The sequence below is a fragment of the Rhodococcus koreensis genome, assembly GCF_017068375.1.
GTDB classification, from domain to species: domain Bacteria; phylum Actinomycetota; class Actinomycetes; order Mycobacteriales; family Mycobacteriaceae; genus Rhodococcus_F; species Rhodococcus_F koreensis.
Genome location: NZ_CP070609.1, coordinates 6,466,336 through 6,482,222, shown reverse-complemented (window position 1 = coordinate 6,482,222; position 15,887 = coordinate 6,466,336). Strand labels below are relative to the sequence as shown.

General features: G+C 66.1%; 16 protein-coding genes, 1 tRNA gene and 1 pseudogene. 7 read left to right on the top strand and 11 right to left on the bottom strand.

Annotated elements, in window-relative coordinates; translation table 11 throughout:
- Nucleotides 1-10 precede the first annotated feature (10 nt).
- From JWS14_RS29520 to JWS14_RS29510, 3 genes are all read right to left on the bottom strand, one after another.
- Nucleotides 11-1,411 carry a lipase/acyltransferase domain-containing protein gene (locus JWS14_RS29520; protein WP_206015008.1) on the bottom strand — a complete coding sequence of 467 codons (1,401 nt, stop codon included), beginning with the start codon at nt 1,409-1,411 and terminating at the stop codon, nt 11-13.
- Between the two features lie 123 nt (nt 1,412-1,534).
- Nucleotides 1,535-2,104 (bottom strand): dCTP deaminase, encoded by a 570-nt coding sequence (dcd, locus tag JWS14_RS29515; protein WP_072937534.1) that lies wholly within the window; start codon nt 2,102-2,104, stop codon nt 1,535-1,537.
- Between the two features lie 9 nt (nt 2,105-2,113).
- Nucleotides 2,114-2,737: a TetR/AcrR family transcriptional regulator gene (locus tag JWS14_RS29510; protein ID WP_083395595.1), complete on the bottom strand. Its 624-nt coding sequence runs from the start codon at nt 2,735-2,737 to the stop codon at nt 2,114-2,116.
- Between the two features lie 94 nt (nt 2,738-2,831).
- On the opposite strand from JWS14_RS29510, the gene JWS14_RS29505 reads away from it, so the two are divergent.
- The gene (locus JWS14_RS29505; RefSeq protein ID WP_072937535.1) at nt 2,832-3,656 is read left to right on the top strand and encodes an oxygenase MpaB family protein; all 825 of its coding nucleotides are present in this window, start codon (nt 2,832-2,834) and stop codon (nt 3,654-3,656) included.
- Between the two features lie 96 nt (nt 3,657-3,752).
- Nucleotides 3,753-3,826 (top strand) — tRNA-Gly (locus JWS14_RS29500).
- A 207-nt stretch (nt 3,827-4,033) separates the two neighbouring features.
- Here JWS14_RS29500 and JWS14_RS29495 read toward each other — a convergent pair.
- From JWS14_RS29495 to JWS14_RS29485, 3 genes are read right to left on the bottom strand one after another with little or no spacing between them, the layout of a single operon-like run.
- Entirely contained in the window at nt 4,034-4,573 is a 540-nt protein-coding gene (locus JWS14_RS29495; RefSeq protein ID WP_241031501.1) for a PIN domain-containing protein, read from the bottom strand.
- A 13-nt stretch (nt 4,574-4,586) separates the two neighbouring features.
- Nucleotides 4,587-5,024: a helix-turn-helix domain-containing protein gene (locus tag JWS14_RS29490; protein ID WP_072937537.1), complete on the bottom strand. Its 438-nt coding sequence runs from the start codon at nt 5,022-5,024 to the stop codon at nt 4,587-4,589.
- A 10-nt stretch (nt 5,025-5,034) separates the two neighbouring features.
- Nucleotides 5,035-5,502, bottom strand: a complete 468-nt coding sequence (locus tag JWS14_RS29485) for a hypothetical protein (RefSeq protein WP_206016315.1) — start codon at nt 5,500-5,502, stop codon at nt 5,035-5,037.
- A gap of 11 nt (nt 5,503-5,513) precedes the next feature.
- Here JWS14_RS29485 and JWS14_RS29480 point away from each other — a divergent pair.
- Together JWS14_RS29480 and JWS14_RS29475 are read left to right on the top strand one after the other, a co-directional pair.
- A pseudogene (locus JWS14_RS29480) lies at nt 5,514-5,660 on the top strand (ISNCY family transposase); the annotation flags it as partial.
- Nucleotides 5,661-6,127: 467 nt separating this feature from the next.
- Nucleotides 6,128-9,589 carry a serine/threonine-protein kinase gene (locus JWS14_RS29475; RefSeq protein WP_206015007.1) on the top strand — a complete coding sequence of 1,154 codons (3,462 nt, stop codon included), beginning with the start codon at nt 6,128-6,130 and terminating at the stop codon, nt 9,587-9,589.
- 47 nt (nt 9,590-9,636) lie between these two features.
- Here the strand turns inward: JWS14_RS29475 and JWS14_RS29470 are convergent, their stop codons facing one another.
- The 4 genes from JWS14_RS29470 to glsA form a co-directional block, all read right to left on the bottom strand.
- Entirely contained in the window at nt 9,637-9,957 is a 321-nt protein-coding gene (locus JWS14_RS29470; RefSeq protein WP_206015006.1) for a winged helix-turn-helix domain-containing protein, read from the bottom strand.
- Nucleotides 9,958-10,001: 44 nt separating this feature from the next.
- Complete coding sequence (locus JWS14_RS29465) at nt 10,002-10,277, bottom strand: response regulator (protein WP_206015005.1); 276 nt, start codon at nt 10,275-10,277, stop codon at nt 10,002-10,004.
- A 162-nt stretch (nt 10,278-10,439) separates the two neighbouring features.
- Nucleotides 10,440-11,213: a gamma-glutamyl-gamma-aminobutyrate hydrolase family protein gene (locus JWS14_RS29460; protein WP_206015004.1), complete on the bottom strand. Its 774-nt coding sequence runs from the start codon at nt 11,211-11,213 to the stop codon at nt 10,440-10,442.
- A 64-nt stretch (nt 11,214-11,277) separates the two neighbouring features.
- Nucleotides 11,278-12,123, bottom strand: a complete 846-nt coding sequence (gene glsA, locus JWS14_RS29455) for a glutaminase A (RefSeq protein WP_241031500.1) — start codon at nt 12,121-12,123, stop codon at nt 11,278-11,280.
- Here glsA and JWS14_RS29450 point away from each other — a divergent pair.
- From JWS14_RS29450 to fabG, 3 genes are all read left to right on the top strand, one after another.
- Nucleotides 12,112-12,336, top strand: a complete 225-nt coding sequence (locus JWS14_RS29450; protein ID WP_143051402.1) for a hypothetical protein — start codon at nt 12,112-12,114, stop codon at nt 12,334-12,336. The two genes, glsA and JWS14_RS29450, sit on opposite strands and share 12 nt — an antisense overlap.
- 226 nt (nt 12,337-12,562) lie before the next feature.
- Entirely contained in the window at nt 12,563-14,119 is a 1,557-nt protein-coding gene (locus JWS14_RS29445) for an APC family permease (RefSeq protein WP_206015003.1), read from the top strand.
- An 84-nt stretch (nt 14,120-14,203) separates the two neighbouring features.
- A complete protein-coding gene (fabG, locus tag JWS14_RS29440; protein WP_420855124.1) occupies nt 14,204-14,974 on the top strand; it encodes a 3-oxoacyl-ACP reductase FabG in 771 nt (256 codons plus the stop codon).
- On the opposite strand, the gene JWS14_RS29435 is transcribed toward fabG, so the two are convergent.
- Entirely contained in the window at nt 14,964-15,707 is a 744-nt protein-coding gene (locus tag JWS14_RS29435) for a FadR/GntR family transcriptional regulator (protein ID WP_072937560.1), read from the bottom strand. The two genes, fabG and JWS14_RS29435, sit on opposite strands and share 11 nt — an antisense overlap.
- Nucleotides 15,708-15,887: the final 180 nt, after the last annotated feature.

Here is a 15,887-nt window from a genome sequence, read left to right as displayed (position 1 = left end):
TTCCGCGCTCCTAGGCGTCCACGGACCGGGCGATCTCGTCGAGGTCGACCACACTCGCGACGTCGGTGACCGGGTGCACCCCGGGCGCGCGCACGGTGATCCGGTAATCCTGGGCGGATAATCCGTCGAGGACTGCCTGCTGCCAGCCGTCGACGGCCGGCGACAACGGGTGCCGCCTGCCCGGACCGCCTGCGACGGGCTCGACCGACGCGACCAGTCGAGCGCCCCCGGCACCGGTTCGTGCGCGGATCACCAGCGGCTCGGTGGTCGTGACGTCGTCGACCTCCAGCGCCACCGATTCGTTCACCGCCGGAAACACGTTCGGCGGCGCGAGAACTGCGGTGGTCAGGATCCCGCCCACATGGTCGAGCACCGGGTCGTCGTTCTGCAGGGATCCGTGCCGCTGGCTGAAGAACGCCGCGTTCTTCCATCCCGTCATGAGCTCGTGCGGGGTGGCCGACAGCTTCGGCACGGTGCCGTCCCCGCCGCTCTCGCCGGGCCCGCGGACGGTCATAGTCTCGACCTTCGACCCGGCGAGCCGGGCGGCCCATTTGGTGGGCTGGAAGTCGCCGATCACCGGACGGATGTCGTAGCCCTGGGGTTCCGACTTCAGCCGCGCGTCGACGGCGTCGCGCAGGCCCCGGTGCAGGCGCACCGCCGCGCCCATCCGGCCGGCGTCGAGTCCCGTGCCCGACCAGTCGAGCGCCGTGTCGTCGAGTGCGCGCCACGACCCGTCGTCACCCGCCATGCACCGATACGACGGCAGCAACTGGTAGGCGGACGTGAACGACCCGATCAGCGCACCGAGGTCCACGGTGAACGGACCCCAGCCCTTGCGGAATCCGTTGACGAGGAAGTCGAGCGCGTTGACCGAACCCGAGTACGGGGTGCCGAACGTGACCAGGGTGCGGGTGTCGCGCCACCCGTCCAGCAGTTCGAGGAACAGTCGGGCGACGATTCCGCCCATGGAGTGGCACACCAGCACGAGCTTGGCGTCCGCGTTGCCCGACTTCTCGCGCCACCGCGCCAGCCAGTCGTGGGATCGCCGGGCCAGCGTGCGGGCCGCCACCCGGTTGTCGCGCCGCCAGTCGTAGGGCAGTTCGAAATAGTTGTCGCCGGGAACGACTCCGAATCGGCGAACCAGGTCGTCACGGAACTTCGTGTAGCCGTCGATCTTCCAGTCCAGGCCGGGAACGAAGTGGAAGTCCGGTACCAGCCGGGTGGCCACGACGCCGTCGCCGAGGTCGTCGACGTCCGGGTCGTCGCCGTCGAGTTTCAGTGTTTTGATATTTCTGCCCAGCGAGAGCACGCTCGCCAGCGCGACGCCCGGTGTCGGTGCCCACACGTCTTTGCCGTCACGCGCGAGGACCGACCCGCCGATGCCGGGCAACAATACGACGACGTCTTTCATGGCGGCCTCCGGGATCGAACGCCCAGGAGAGGGCGGCTTCGAATCCCAGTCTTCTCTTCCTCGCCGCAATACACACGAGTAGCGGACCACTCGGTTTGCAGTTTTTCGGCGGGCCGCCGACGCTCAGCGTTGCGCGAAGTTGAGGTAGGCCTTCGACGGCGTCGGGCCGCGCTGGCCCTGGTACTTGGAGCCGACGGCCGAGCTGCCGTACGGGTGCTCCGCCGCGCTCGACAGTCGCAGCAGGCACAGCTGGCCGATCTTCATCCCCGGCCACAGGGTGATGGGCAGGTTCGCGACATTGGAGAGTTCCAGCGTGATGTGCCCGTTGAAACCCGGGTCGATGAACCCGGCGGTCGAGTGCGTGAGCAGTCCGAGGCGGCCGAGCGAGGACTTGCCCTCGAGGCGTCCCGCCAGGTCGTCGGGCAGCGAGCACACTTCCAGCGTGGAACCGAGGACGAACTCGCCGGGGTGCAGAACGAACGGCTCCCCCTCCGCCGGCTCGACCAGCGTGGTCAGCTCGTCCTGCCGCTGAGCTGGGTCGATGTGCGTGTAGCGGGTGTTGTTGAACACCCGGAACAGGCTGTCGAGGCGCACATCCACGCTCGAGGGCTGGACCATCGAATCGTCGAACGGGTCGATGCCCAGACGTCCAGTGGAAATTGCGGTACGGAGATCGCGATCGGAGAGGAGCACAGGTAGAGGTTAACGGGTGTGGATGGCCATCGAGAGCAGCAGTTCGGTGCAGGTATCCACCAGCTCCTCCTCGGGGAGCGTCACGGTCCCGTTCAGCCATGCCGTCAGGGTCTGGGCGAGGCCGCCGACCATGAAGTGCGCGGCGAGGTCGAGGCGCGGGCTCTCGGCCACCTCGTAGTACCCGACCGTCTGCTTCGTGACCAGGCCCGCGAACAGTCGCGAGCTGTCGAGGCGACGCTGGGCCAGCACCGCGCTCGACTGCGCCACCGAGAACATCAGCCGGCCGTGCCGCGGATCCTCGGCAACCTCCCGCACGATGTTGCGGACCCCGGCGCGGACGATCTCCCGCTCCCCCGGCCCGGCGTTCGTCACGGCGTCCAGGGTGCTCGTTGCGATGCGTTCCACGACGTGGTCGTAGACGGCGACGGTCAGCGCGTCGCGGTCGGGGAAGCTCTCGTAGAAGTAACGGGTGGCGAGCCCGGCCTGCTTGCAGACTCCGCGCACGGTCAGGGCGTGGTCGCCGTCCGCGCTGCCGAGCAGGTCGAGTCCGGCCTCGATGAGCTGGCTGCGTCGATCCGATCGACGCTGGTCACCCTCTTGGCCGCCGTACACCCTGTCCGACGCGATTGCCATGGAAACATCTTCGCACTTGCCTCTGGACTCGCCACATATATGTGAGTACGGTCGTATTCAGATAGGTAATTCACCGCTTGCGACAGGAGTGCACATGTCGACATCTCTCGAGGTGCCGGACCGACTCGAACTGGTCATGGACGGCGCCGGCCTGCTCGCCGGCGCAGCAAACGTGATCATGCAGCTCTCCCACCCCGCCGTCGGATACGGCGTCGTGGAAAGCCGCGTCGAAAGCGGACAGATCTTCCGGCACCCGATCAAACGAACGCGGACCACCCTCACCTACCTCGTCGTGGCGGCGCGCGGCACCGACGAGGAGAAAGAAGCGTTCCGCAACGGCGTCAACCGCGTCCACGCCAAGGTGCAGTCGGGGCCAGACAGCCCCGTGCAGTACGACGCGTTCGACCCCGAACTGCAACTGTGGGTCGCCGCCTGCATCTACCGCGGATTCGAGGACGTCCACCGCTCCATGCACGGCGAACTCACCGCCACCGAGAGCGAATACTTCTACCAGCAGGGAGCCACCTTCGGCACCACCCTGCAGGTGCCGAAGGAGATGTGGCCCGACACCCGCGCCGCCTTCGAGGAGTACTGGAACAAAGCCCTCGCCGACGTGTCGATCGACGACACCATCCGCGAATACCTGGTCTCCGTCGCCAAGGTCGAATTCATGCCCGCCGTCGTGTCCCGACTCTTCGGCCGGCTCAACCTGTTCTTCACCACCGGCTTCCTGCCACCACTCTTCCGCGACCAGATGCACCTCACCTGGACCGCCAAGGATCAGCGACGCTTCGACCGGACCATGAGCACCATCGGCGCCATCAGCCGACGCATCCCCGTCACCATCCGCGAACTCCCCTACATCCTGCTCATGCGCGACCTCCGACGCAGACTGCGGACCGGCAAACCCCTCGTATGACACTCCGCGCGTGTGCCCGCGTAGTCCGGATCACCATCTGATAATGTTGCCGCCGCAAGGTGTTGGGCCTGCCTACGGGCGCCCAATATCGTGCGCGCCGATGTAGTTCAATGGCAGAACATCAGCTTCCCAAGCTGAATACGCGGGTTCGATTCCCGTCATCGGCTCCACCATCCACAACCCAACCAACCATTCCATCCACCACCATCCTTCACCCCGAAGACGAAGAAGGTGGTCGGGGGCAGCATGCGCCAGGCGGCCCTGCTCGGGCACGAAGAAACCGGCACTGATCACCTCCTCCTGGCCGTCCGCCAACCGCAGGTGACCTCAGACGACAAACCACACTATGCAGAGTTACGCGCGGTTCCCTACCTTGCTCAGCGACGGAGCGCGGCCGCGGAAATAGGAAGCCCCGCCGCCGCAAGGCGGTCACACACATCAGCCGGGGTCCCGGGTGGATTGCGCCAGGCCGCGGCAGTCGCACTGATCGCCTGATGGACCCGCACCCCGTCGAGGTGGAACAGATCCATCACGAACTCGTCCGGATGCTTGGCCTCGACGCCGAACTGCGCCAGATCCGAGTCGGGGAAGTCCCGCAGGTTTGCTGTGACGATGACCTGGGCGCCGGCGCGGATCGCCGCGGCCAGCACATGCCGGTCGTCCTCATCCGGCAGCGTGAGTGCGGGGATAAGTGCCTCGTAGCCGGTGACCAGACAGTCCGGTACTGCCCGGTTCATCAGCTCCCGCAGCTTCGTCAACGTCGCTGCCGGGATGTCCGGGCGATCCTCCGCCAAGTTCTCGAATGTCTCGTCGAGGATGCGATCCGTCCACCGGGCATGTACCAGGCCGGTCTGCGCGAGCCGGATCAGCACGTCGCGTAAAACATTTGGGTACAGCACATTCGCGTCGTACAGCACGGTGAAGGTCACGTCAGTACAGCCCGAGGTCTTCCGTCAGGGCTGCCAACTCGTCCGCGGCGGCACGCGAGGTCCCCAGCTGCGTCCGCTGGTAGGCAAGCAGAGAGGATGCCAGGATCCGGCGATGGCGGCCGACCATCCGGTACTCGATGTTCCCCTCGTCGAGGAGCTTGATCACATGCGGCCGCGAGACATTGAGCATCTGCGCGGCCTGCTGGGTCGTCAGCTCCGCGTGCGCCGGGACGACGGTGACCCCCTGCCCGGCAGCCATATTCGCCAAGACCTCACGGATCAGATCGAGCGCTGCACGAGGAAGATGCACCGACTCCGAAGTTCCGGCCACGGTCACATCGAGGGTCTCCCCCGCCGGATCGACATCACGAAGCAACTGCAGTGCCTGGCGGGCCTGCTCCTGTTCGACAACGGTCGGCTGCTCATGCGCTGCGGACATCACACACCTCCTAAACGAAATATACGCAACAAACGAAACAACCGCAACGGCGGCCGGGCAACGTCGGCGATACCGCCCCTTCCTCCAGGATCGCCCCACGAGGATGCTTGGTCGTCTCCGCCGCATCCGGGCCCGGGCCGCCGGCCACATCGTGCAACGCGATGATCGGATCGACACGCGCCGTCGGTTGTGCCGCGGCCGCGGCACAACCGGAGTCCACGCAGTTGATAACGGTGCCGGCGGACCGGACCGGATTGCCGTTGCAGGAGCCCCACTCTCCTACCATCCCTGCTTGGCCACGCTGATCACTGTTGTCGACGGCGACCTCGGTCAGATCGCCGTCCTCGAGCTCCTGCAACGGGGTTCGGCCGTCGAGGATGTCGGACGGGGTGCGCCACCAGGACGTGACTCCTCTGGCCCGCGACACCCAGTCCTCTGCCGCGAAGATCTCGTCGTCAGCGGCACCAGGATTGTTCATCCACAATCAACACCGGAGTCGAAGGCAGAATCAGCGCCCTCAAACGTGGATACGGCTGGGACCGCACCCGCATAGACAGCACCGAAGGCGCCCAAATCTGGGTCGGCCACGGGGTCCTGGCGCACAACCTGGTCAAGATCAGCACCCTGGCAGCGTGAAGGACGCGGATCGGGGGGCTTGCGGCCAACCCAATCCTGACCGGCCGAGAACAGCCGAATCATGCTCACCAGGGCCCCCGTTTTTCAGGTCGAAGTAGCTAGACAGTTGCCCAACGCGACCTTGGAGATGGTGGATGCCGCGCACATGATCTTCGCCGAGGCCAGCGGAACCGTGGCAACAGGTGGTTCGGGCGGCTCGACAAGCAATTTCCCGTCGGCGGCAATACCACCGAGTGACGACTGAATTCGATATCACCGGGCGCAGAGAAGCACCCTTCACTGGTGAATGTTGCCGGCTGAGGGCCGCACCAGGTAACGGTCGCCTGGCTGCGAGCACTACGCGGAAAACCCGTCCGACTCGCCGCTGGTAGTGCTGCTCACGGACTCCAGGCGGGCCACGCAACGACCTCGCCCCGTCGTCCGTGCGGACTATCCTGGGGGAAGCGTCTCAGAGGTGGTGACGGCCGATGGCGGACGACCCGGGGGCCACACAGCGCGAGCCGGACATCGCGGTCGAGTTGGCCGTCGCCGGCTTCGACGAGGCTGAGGAGATCGGACGCGGGGGTTTCGGGATCGTCTACCGCTGCCTTCAGGAGGATCTCGACCGCACGGTGGCCGTGAAGGTCCTCACCACGGACCTCGATCCCGAGAACCTCGCGCGTTTCGTGCGCGAACAGCGGGCGATGGGCCGGATGTCCGGACACCCGAACATCGTCGACCTCTACCAGGTCGGCGTTACCCGAAGAGGGCGTCCCTTCCTGGTGATGCCATACCACTCGCACGGATCCCTGGAAGCGCAGATTCGCCGGGCCGGGCCGATCGGGTGGGAGCAGGTGCTCCGGCTCGGGATCAAGATCGCCGGGGCGCTCGAGACCGCCCACCGCAGCGGCACGCTGCACCGGGACGTCAAGCCCGCGAACATCCTGCTGACCGACTACGACGAGCCGCAACTCACCGACTTCGGGATCGCGCGGATCTCGGGCGGGTTCGAGACCACGGCGGGCTCGATCACGGGCTCGCCGGCCTTCACCGCACCCGAGGTACTCGAAGGTCGGCCACCGACCACCGCCTCGGATGTGTACAGCCTGGGGTCGACGATGTTCTGTGCGCTCACCGGACATGCCGCGTTCGAGCGGCACAGCGGCGAGCAGGTGATCGCCCAGTTCCTGCGGATCTCCACGCAGCCCGTCCCTGACCTGCGCGACGCCGATGTCCCCGACGACGTCTGCAACGCCGTGGAACAGGCGATGTCCCGCGCCGTGGAAGAGCGGCCGGGCAGTGCGGCCGAGTTCGGGAACGAGCTTCGTGCCACCCAGCGCCGCAACGGGATCGTCGTCGACGATCTGCATGTTCCCGCCGTGCGTGCCGGTGATCCTCGCTCCACCCGCGGCGCGGGGATGGAGCATGCCGCGCAGCGGCCTCCGCGGGTGTACCCCATGTCGTCACCACGCACACCGCCGGTGCCGGTGACCAAATTCCGTCCGCCCACCACTACCCGGCAGTTGGTGCGCCGTGATCGGCTCCTCGCCATGTTGCGGACTGCCGGGGAGCGTCGGTTGGTCTTGGTTCACGCACCTGCGGGATTCGGGAAGAGCAGCCTCGTCGCGCAGTGGCGCGACGAACTGGTCGCCGACGGAATCACCGTCGCCTGGCTGACGGTCGACCGCGACGACAACAATGGCGCGTGGTTCCTCTCGCACCTGGTGGAGGCGATCCGGTTGGTCCGCCCGGGGGTGGTTGGCGAGCTTGGGCAGGCACTCGAGGAGCACGGGCAGGCGGTGGAGCGGTTCGTGGTGACCTCGCTGATCAACCGGCTCCACGACAGTGGGGAGCCCCTCGTGGTCGTGATCGACGACTGGCATCGGGTGACCGCCGCGGAGCCGATCGCAACGGTGGAGTTCCTGCTCGACAACGGTTGTCATCACCTGCGGATCGTGGTGGCCAGCCGCAGCCGGTCTAATCTGCCGTTGAGCCGAATGCGGGTGCACGACGAGCTGCGGGAGGTCGGTCCCGAGGATTTGAGTTTCGATTTCCCCGAATCCCGCCGCTTCTTCGGTGGTCCGGGGCAGGTCGCGCTGACCGATTCCGAGGTCGAGGAGCTGCGGGCGTCGACGGACGGCTGGGTCGCGGCGCTGCAGCTGGCGTCACTGTCGCTGAGGGAGGCCGGTGACGCGGCGGGCCTGGTCGAACAGTTCCGTGCCGGAAACGACACCCTGGGTGAGTATCTCGCCGAGAACGTGCTCGACGCCCTCGAGCCCGATGTGCTCGATTTCGTCCTCGTCACCGCGATCCCGGACCGGGTGTGCGGCGACCTGGCGTCCGCGTTGGCCGAGGTCCCCGACGGTGCGGTCCGCCTCGAGCGTGTCGTCGCCCGTGATCTGTTCCTGGACCGCACGGGCGACGACCGCCGGTGGTACCGCTATCACAACCTGTTCGCGCAGGTGCTCCGGCAGCGGCTCGAACGGGATCATCCGGGCCGGATTGCGCAGTTGCACCGCACTGCGTCCGCGTGGTTCCGGGAGCGGCACATGCTCGGTGAGGCCCTCGACCATCTTCTCGCCGCCGATGACCGGCAAGGGGCGCTGGATCTGCTCGAGCACGACGACCTGTATCTGCTCGATCGGTCGCAGATGTCGACGCTGCTCGGCTTGATCGCGAAGTTGCCGGCGGATCTGGTGCTGTCGAGTCCGCGACTGCACTTGACGATCGGATGGGCGAATGCCGAGCTGCAGCGTATCGACGTCGCCGTCGAGGCTCGGCGGCACGCGCTCGAACTGCTCGATCTCCTTGACCTCCCCACCGACGTGCGCTCGCGGATGCGGGTGGAAGCCGATGTTCTCCAAGCGAATATCGACGCCACCACGGACCGGGTCGCTGGGATCACGGACTTGGTCGCCGAATGCCTGGCCAACCCGGCGGGGCAACATCCGTTCGTGGTGTCGATGGCCGCACTGCTTGTCACTATCGCCGACACATACGAGTTCCGCTTTCGGGATGCCTATCGCCGACAGACCTGGGCAGCTCCGTACCACAGCAGAACGACTGGTCCGTACACTGTTGCCTACGGGTATTGCTTTGCCGGTATGGCGAAAGCGGAACAACTGGACCTCACCGGTGCAGCGGAGTTGTACCGCAGGGCCTTTCAACTTGTCCGCGATGCCGGAAACACGCAATCTCAGCACGCCCGGCTCACCCGTGCTCTGCTCGCCGAGATGTTGTACGAGCAGAACCGTCTCGCCGAGGCCGACGAGTTGCTCAGCGAGACGTTCGACCCGGCCGCGCTCGGTGGCGCTCCGGATTTCATGATTCGCCACTATTGTCTGCGCGCGCGAATCCTCTGTGCCCGCGGTGACCGTATCGGCGCGGCGAAGGAGCTCGACGAGGGTGTCGGGACCGCAGCCCGGTTCTCGCTTCCGCGGCTGCGGGCGGCCGTCGACACCGAACGTATCCGGCTCGGTCTTCCGCCGCGCCCTGGATTCGTCGCTGTCACCCGCAACTCGCACCCGGAACCGGTCGACGGAATCGAGCAGATTACCGCGCAGCTCGAGGACGAGACGGCCATCCTGCTGCTGGTGCGCACCGGTGAGCCAACGGCGAGCCGGCTCGCCTGCCAGTGGGCGGAGGACTGGGTGGGTGCGCTCGCCGGGACCGGACGTGAACTGGCGTGGCTGTACGCCATGCGCCTGCTGGCCTCGTGTCTGTGGGCGGCCGGGCGCGCCGACGACGCCGAGGCGGCGCTGGTTCCCATCGTGGTCGAGTGCGCCCGGCACGAACTGGTCCGATTCCTCGCGGACGGCGGCACAGACGTTGTCGCCGCCACCGCCTCTTTGCGTACCCACCTGGCAGAGCCGAAAGGGGCCGACCTCTACCCCGGCCTGTCCGGCGCGTTCCTCGACACCGCGCTTGCCGCTGCCGCTGAGGTTCACTGACACCGTTTGCGCGGCAGAGGGCAGATTTCCGTTTCCTTGTTCGGCAGTCACGCATCGGCTAGCGCGAAACCGACTCCCCGAACGGTCTGCAGTGCGTGGGACGCACCGATGCTGCCGAGCTTTCGGCGCAGCGACCAGATGTGCGCGTTGAGGACGTTCGTCGTCGTCTCCTCGGCGATGCCCCACACCAACATCAGGAGGTGACGACGGGGGACGACCCTTCCTTCGCTGTCGGCCAGCACTGCCAACAGATCGAATTCGGTCGGGGTCAGGGCCGTGTGAAGGCCCAGGCGTTCGACGATGTTGCACTCCCGCTGCAGGACCAGTCCCTTGGTTCTGCCAACCGGGCGTTGTGGGGCTCGTTGCATTCGCCGGAGGATTGCCCGAGTCCAGGCGACCAGTTCTCTCGTGGTCAGGGAGGCATCGAGGACGTGATCGGCCCCGAATCGAAGAAGGCGACGCGGTCGTCGACCGTCTCGACACTGCCGACGACGACGATGGCGGCGTTCACCCGTGTGGCCCTGAGAGCCTGCACGGTGCCGATTCCTTCCCTGCGGTGTGATTGCACTCGGATGACCACCACGCCGGGGCACAACCCGCTGGCGCGGAGTTGGTCGACGACGCCGTAATCGACGGTTGAATCGACCAGGAGAACACATGTGGGAACTCCGGCAGTGGACGATCTCATCGGCTTCCTGATCGGCTCGCCGGACCGTTCGGCCGCACGCCGCCACCCTTGCTCGGGGCTCGCGGCCACCGCCGGCGATCTTGCGTCCTCACGTCGTCTGCCGATACCTTTCGGCTCGCTCTCCTGCACTCTCAGCGGTTCCGACCCGCTCCCTCAGAGGCCTCAGGGCCCTCCGTTCGCTGCCCCGTCTCCGACCAGCGCCGTGGCGCCGGCCTTCCTCGCCCCCCTCTTTCCCGTGACGAAGCGGCGGAGAAGTTCGAGGGCATGCGGCTCGTTCCGCCACAGCACTTCTGGATGCCACTGCACCGCGACGAGGCGATCGGACGCGATCTCGAAGGCCTCTACGAGACCGTCGTCGGTGTAGGCGACCGCTCGCGCCGACGGCGCCAGGGTCTTGATGCCCTGATGGTGCTGACTGTTGACGGGGACGATCCCGTCGATCCCCATCCAGTCGGCGAGGAGGGTGTCCGCTTCCACCTGCACCGAGTGCAGGCTGTCGATCAGGGCTTCCTCGCTGTGCCAGTGCCCGGTGCGCCCGACCCAGTCCCGGGCCAGATCAGCATAGAGCGTGCCGCCGAGCGCGACATTGGCCAACTGCGCTCCGCGACAGATGGCGAGGATGGGAATTCCACGCGCACGAGCGATCTCGAGTGCGGCGAGTTCGTTCGTATCTCGATGGGGATTGATCTTCTGGATACGCGGGTCGTCGAGTGAGCCGCCGTACAGGGAAGGGTCGACGTCCACTCCCCCGCTGATGAGCAGACCGTCGACAGACTCGAGAATCGCGGCAAGGTCGGTTCGCGGTTTACCGCAATCGACGGCGACCGGTGCTGCGCCGGCGACGACGATGCCGCGGAACATCTCCTTCCAGTGGACGAACCCGGGCAGTTCGTCGAAGTCGAGCGTGACTGCGATGACAGGGATCTCTGTGCTCATCGACATTCCTCCTTCTGCACTGCCTGTGCAGGATCGATTTACCCGCGACTACCCGATGTGCAGCTCAGAAGACCGACCAGCCGGCCAACCGGGCGAACTCCTCGATCGCCGCCACTCCACCGGCGGAGTTGCCGTCGGTGTCGAGCGGCGGGCTCCACACGCAGACGGTGCCTAACCCCGGCATGATGGCGAGGACGCCACCGCCGATGCCGCTCTTGGCGGGCAGGCCGATCCGGTATGCGACGTCGCCGGCCGCGCCGTACATGCCGGACATCAGCAGAACCGCGTTGACCCGGCGGACGGATCCGCTGTCGAGGACGGTCGCGTCGGCCGAGCGGTCGGCCAGGAAGAGCGCCGACTTCGCGACCGTTTCCACGGACGCGGCGATCGCACACTGGGCGAAGTACTGCGTGAGTACTCGATCTATCCCGTTGACGAGTTTGCCGTGCTCGGCGAGGACGTGCGCGATGGCCGCGTTGCGGTGGTCGGCGACAGTCTCCGAGAGCGCAACGCGACCGTCGGAGTTGATCACCGCGGTACCGGAGGTCGAGGCCAGGAGATCGATGGTGGCACCCACCGCGTCCCCGGTGAGTTCGATCAGCCGGTCGGTGACCACCAGGGCGCCCGGATTGACGAAGGGGTTGCGTGGTCGGCCGAGGTTGCGTTCGAGCTCGGCCACCGAGCCGTAGCCGGAGTCGGTCGGCCCCCATCCGATGTGGTCCCACACCGCGGGGTTGCGTTGCAGGAGTGCACACAGGGCGAAGAGCTTGGAGAGGCTCTGGATCGAAAACGGTTCGGTTCCGTCCCCAGCGGTGAGCACGCAGCCGTCCACGGTCGCCACGGCCATGCCGAACTTCGTCGGTGGCACCGAGCTGAGCGCCGGTACCTGGGTCGAGACGTGCCCGGCCACCGCGGCGGCGCGACCGTGCTCGGCAGCGATGTCGAGATACTCCTGGAGCTGATCGATGCGCGTCTCGAGTCGCGCGAGATGAACGGAGATTTCGCACCTCGGATTTCACTGGGGCACAACGGCGTAAAGAGCGAACCCTTTTTGGACGGCACGTGTGGCGATCTGGCGCCTGATACGGCAGCCGAGCCGTGCGCACAAAAACCGATCCCGTGACCAACCGGTGGCCACAGGACTGACAAGACGACACTAAACGCACTAATAGAACTAGTCAATAGACCATTTCTCTGATCGGCGGCCGGCCGGGACGCGCGTGCGTCGACGATGTTTCGGCCAGAAGAAAAATGTGTCTCAAACCACTTTTTCTGGTCTACTGGTCTTGTCTTTAGGCCTTTTACGGTCTTAGGCTCATCGAGCAGACAAAGCGAAAGGTAGATCCCGCATGATCGCCAACTCACACCCTCCAGAGGGCCCCTCCCCCACCGGCCCCGCCGCCGACCCCGCTCAACTCAAACGTGGTGCGATCGGTCTTGTCGGTGTCGTCTTCATGGTAGTGGCGTTCTCGGCGCCGATCACCGCGATGACCGGCAATCTGCCCGTCGCGGTCGGATTCGGCAACGGCATCGGGGCACCGGCGGGCTTCATCATCGCCACCGTGGTGCTGACGATCTTCAGCGTCGGATTCGTGGCGTTGGCCAAGCACATCACCGCGGCGGGCGCCTTCTACACGTTCGTCTCCCGCGGGTGGTCGAAAATTCCCGGCCTGGCAGCGGGCGTGATGTCGATGGCGACCTACATGATCATGGAAGCCGGTCTCGTCGGGATCTTCTCCGCGTTCGCCAAGCAGGCGGTCGGTTCCCAGTTCGGCCTCGATCTGCCGTGGGAGCTGTATGGATTCGGTTGTGTGGCGGTGATCGCGGTCCTGTCGCACAAGGACATCTCGGTCGCCGCCAAGGTCCTCGGTGTGGTGCTGGTCTGTGAGATCGGGATGCTGACGATCACCGCTGTTAGGTCCTTGAGCACCGGTGGACCCGACGGCATCATCTGGTCCTCCCTCAATCCCGCCAGCGCACTGAGCACGAACGGAGTTGCCGGAGGGGTAGTCGGGTTGGGCCTGTTGATGGCGTTCTGGTCCTGGGTCGGGTTCGAATCGACCGCCATCTACGGCGAGGAATCCAAGGACCCGAAGAAGATCGTCCCGCGAGCGACGATGATTGCCGTCGTCGGCATCGGCGTCTTCTATACCTTCATCTCCTGGGGCGTGGTCACCGGTAACGGTGCACATCAAGCCGTCGAACGCGCCTCCGGACCCAATCCCTTCGAGCTGCTGTATGCACCGACACGCGAGTACGTCGGCGCGTGGGGTGTGACGGTCTTCGAATGGCTCGTCCTCGGCGGGTCCTTCGCCTGCGCTCTGGCCATCCACAACTCCGCTGCGCGGTATCTGTTCGCGTTCGGCCGCGACGGGCTGCTGTGGCGCCGGCTCGGTGAGGCTCACCCGAAGCATGCCTCGCCGTGGATCGCTTCGCTCACCCAGAGCATCTTCGCCGCGCTCATCCTGGTGCTCTGCTCACTGACCAACTCCGATCCCTACGCCGTGCTCTTCGTGCTGGTCGGTGTCCTGGCGACGCTGTGCCTGCTGATCGTGCAGACGATGTGTTCGATTTCGGTCATCGTCTACTTCCACGTCCGCAAGCAGCACCCGGAAACCGCGAACTGGTGGCGCACGCTGGTGAGCCCGATCATCGGTGGCCTCGGCATGGTGTTCGTGATCTATCTGATGGCGACCAACATGAAGGCGGCAGCCGGATCGGCATCGGACTCGCTGTTCTTCAAGGCGATCCCGTGGATCGTGGTCGGTTTGTTCTTCGGCTCGATGGCACTGGCTCTGTACTGGCGCACCAAGAAGCCGCACCTGTACGCGCGGATCGGCAGCACCGTCTTCGACGACGAACCCGACCACTCCTTTCTGACCGAGCCGGCACCCGAGCCCGCCTGATCAACCACCGTGTGTGGCCCCCTCGTCGCGGCGAGGGGGCCACACACGGTCACGACCCGTACCCAGCAACCGGAAGAGGAAATGATGAAGCAGACTTCAGACTCGATGAACGTGCTCGTGACCGGCGGCAGCCAGGGCATCGGATTGGGCATCGCGGAGGTGTTCGCCGCCGCCGGTGCCCAGGTCGCGATCGCGGGCCGCAATCCCGCGAAGCTGGAGAAGGCCCGCGCACGGCTGGCCGAACTCGGCGCGACGATCGTCGCCGACGTCGCCGACCGCCGATCGTGTACACGGATGGCCGCCGAAGCCGAAGAGCTGCTCGGCGGCCTCGATGTGTTGTGCGCCAACGCCGGAATCTACCCGGAGCAGACACTCGAGCAGATCACCCCGGCCGAGCTCAACGATGTATTCGCCACCAACGTGCACGGCATGATCTTCAGCGTCCAGGCGTGCCTGGATGCGCTGACCCGATCCGGCCGCGGACGGATCGTGGTGACCTCGTCGATCACCGGACCGACCACCGGATTTCCCGGGCTGAGTCACTACGGGGCCAGCAAGGCCGCCCAGCTGGGCTTCGTGCGCTCGGCAGCGCTGGAACTCGCCGCCCGCAAGATCACCGTCAACGCCATCCTTCCCGGCAGCATCCGCACCGAAGGTCTCGATGGTCTCGGCACCGACACCATCGCCCGGATGGAATCGTGCATACCGCAGCGTCGACTGGGTGCCACTACCGACATCGGGCACGCCGCATTGTATTTCGCCAGTGAGGGCGCAGGCTTCGTGACCGGTCAGACACTGACCGTCGACGGGGGCCAGACCCTTCCGGAGGTGCCCGAGGCCGTGGTCAGCGCTTGAGCCAGGATTCGAGCGTGTGCCGGGTGCCGAGGATGTGCTCTTCCATTTGAGCGGCGGCGACCTCCGGGTCGCGGCTCTCGATGGCCTCGAGGATCGCCTCGTGATGGTCGTTCGCGTTGGGCTCGAGGCGGCCGAAGATCGCCCCCGTCGGAAGCCACATTTTGCGGCGGGCGTCGGCCACCGACTCGAGCAGATAGTCGTTTCGGCAGGCCTGGGCGATCCCCATGTGGAATGCGGAGTCGAGAGTCTGGAACTCGGTGACCCTGTGCGCGGACTGGTCCTGCATCGCGGCGTCGAGGGCGCTGTCCATGCTTTCGAGCAACGTTCGAAGCTTCGTGAGGTCGGCCGCTCGACGGCGCATCGCGGCCAGACGGGTCGCCCCTGTCTCCACCACGATCCGGTAGTCGAACGCATCGCGGACCGCTGTCTTGTTCTGACGCATCAGCCGGCGGGTCTCCGCCGGGTCGTAGGTGGGGGCTTGCACGGTGAATCCGCCGCCGCGACCGCGGCGAACCGCGATCAGGCCTTCCCGCTCGAGCACCGCCACCGCGGCCCGCACCACGGTGCGCGAGACGTCGAGCATTTCCGACAGCTCCCGCTCGGTGGGCAGCCGGTCGCCGGGGCGGAACTGACCCAGCTCGAGCGCCCGGCGCATTTGATCGACGACGAGTTCGTGTGCAGGAATCTGCCGGATCGGACCGAATCCGGATGGCGCTGCCGCGGCTGTTGTCATACGAGGCTCCTTTCCCTCGCCCCAATCTAGCGCACCACTCACCTTCATGTTATTTGCTCCAGCCTTTAGACCAAGTCTGCAACCCGGCGCCTGCGTCAGTCACGGAAATAAAAGACCTAAACACTTGACCAATCGTCCTTTATTGGTGAAACTGGGTCCATCGTGGTGACCACGGTCACG

Excerpts from the sequence above, each read along its gene's own strand:
- JWS14_RS29520 (WP_206015008.1), bottom strand. The coding sequence starts at position 1,411 with ATGAAAGACGTCGTCGTATTGTTGCCCGGCATCGGCGGGTCGGTCCTC.
- JWS14_RS29510 (WP_083395595.1), bottom strand. The coding sequence starts at position 2,737 with ATGGCAATCGCGTCGGACAGGGTGTACGGCGGCCAAGAGGGTGACCAG.
- JWS14_RS29445 (WP_206015003.1), top strand. The coding sequence starts at position 12,563 with ATGATCGCCAACTCACACCCTCCAGAGGGCCCCTCCCCCACCGGCCCC.
- JWS14_RS29505 (WP_072937535.1), top strand. The coding sequence starts at position 2,832 with ATGTCGACATCTCTCGAGGTGCCGGACCGACTCGAACTGGTCATGGAC.
- JWS14_RS29435 (WP_072937560.1), bottom strand. The coding sequence starts at position 15,707 with ATGACAACAGCCGCGGCAGCGCCATCCGGATTCGGTCCGATCCGGCAG.
- JWS14_RS29465 (WP_206015005.1), bottom strand. The coding sequence starts at position 10,277 with ATGAGATCGTCCACTGCCGGAGTTCCCACATGTGTTCTCCTGGTCGAT.
- JWS14_RS29460 (WP_206015004.1), bottom strand. The coding sequence starts at position 11,213 with ATGAGCACAGAGATCCCTGTCATCGCAGTCACGCTCGACTTCGACGAA.
- JWS14_RS29470 (WP_206015006.1), bottom strand. The coding sequence starts at position 9,957 with ATGCAACGAGCCCCACAACGCCCGGTTGGCAGAACCAAGGGACTGGTC.
- JWS14_RS29490 (WP_072937537.1), bottom strand. The coding sequence starts at position 5,024 with ATGTCCGCAGCGCATGAGCAGCCGACCGTTGTCGAACAGGAGCAGGCC.
- JWS14_RS29475 (WP_206015007.1), top strand. The coding sequence starts at position 6,128 with ATGGCGGACGACCCGGGGGCCACACAGCGCGAGCCGGACATCGCGGTC.
- fabG (WP_420855124.1), top strand. The coding sequence starts at position 14,204 with ATGAAGCAGACTTCAGACTCGATGAACGTGCTCGTGACCGGCGGCAGC.
- JWS14_RS29485 (WP_206016315.1), bottom strand. The coding sequence starts at position 5,502 with ATGAACAATCCTGGTGCCGCTGACGACGAGATCTTCGCGGCAGAGGAC.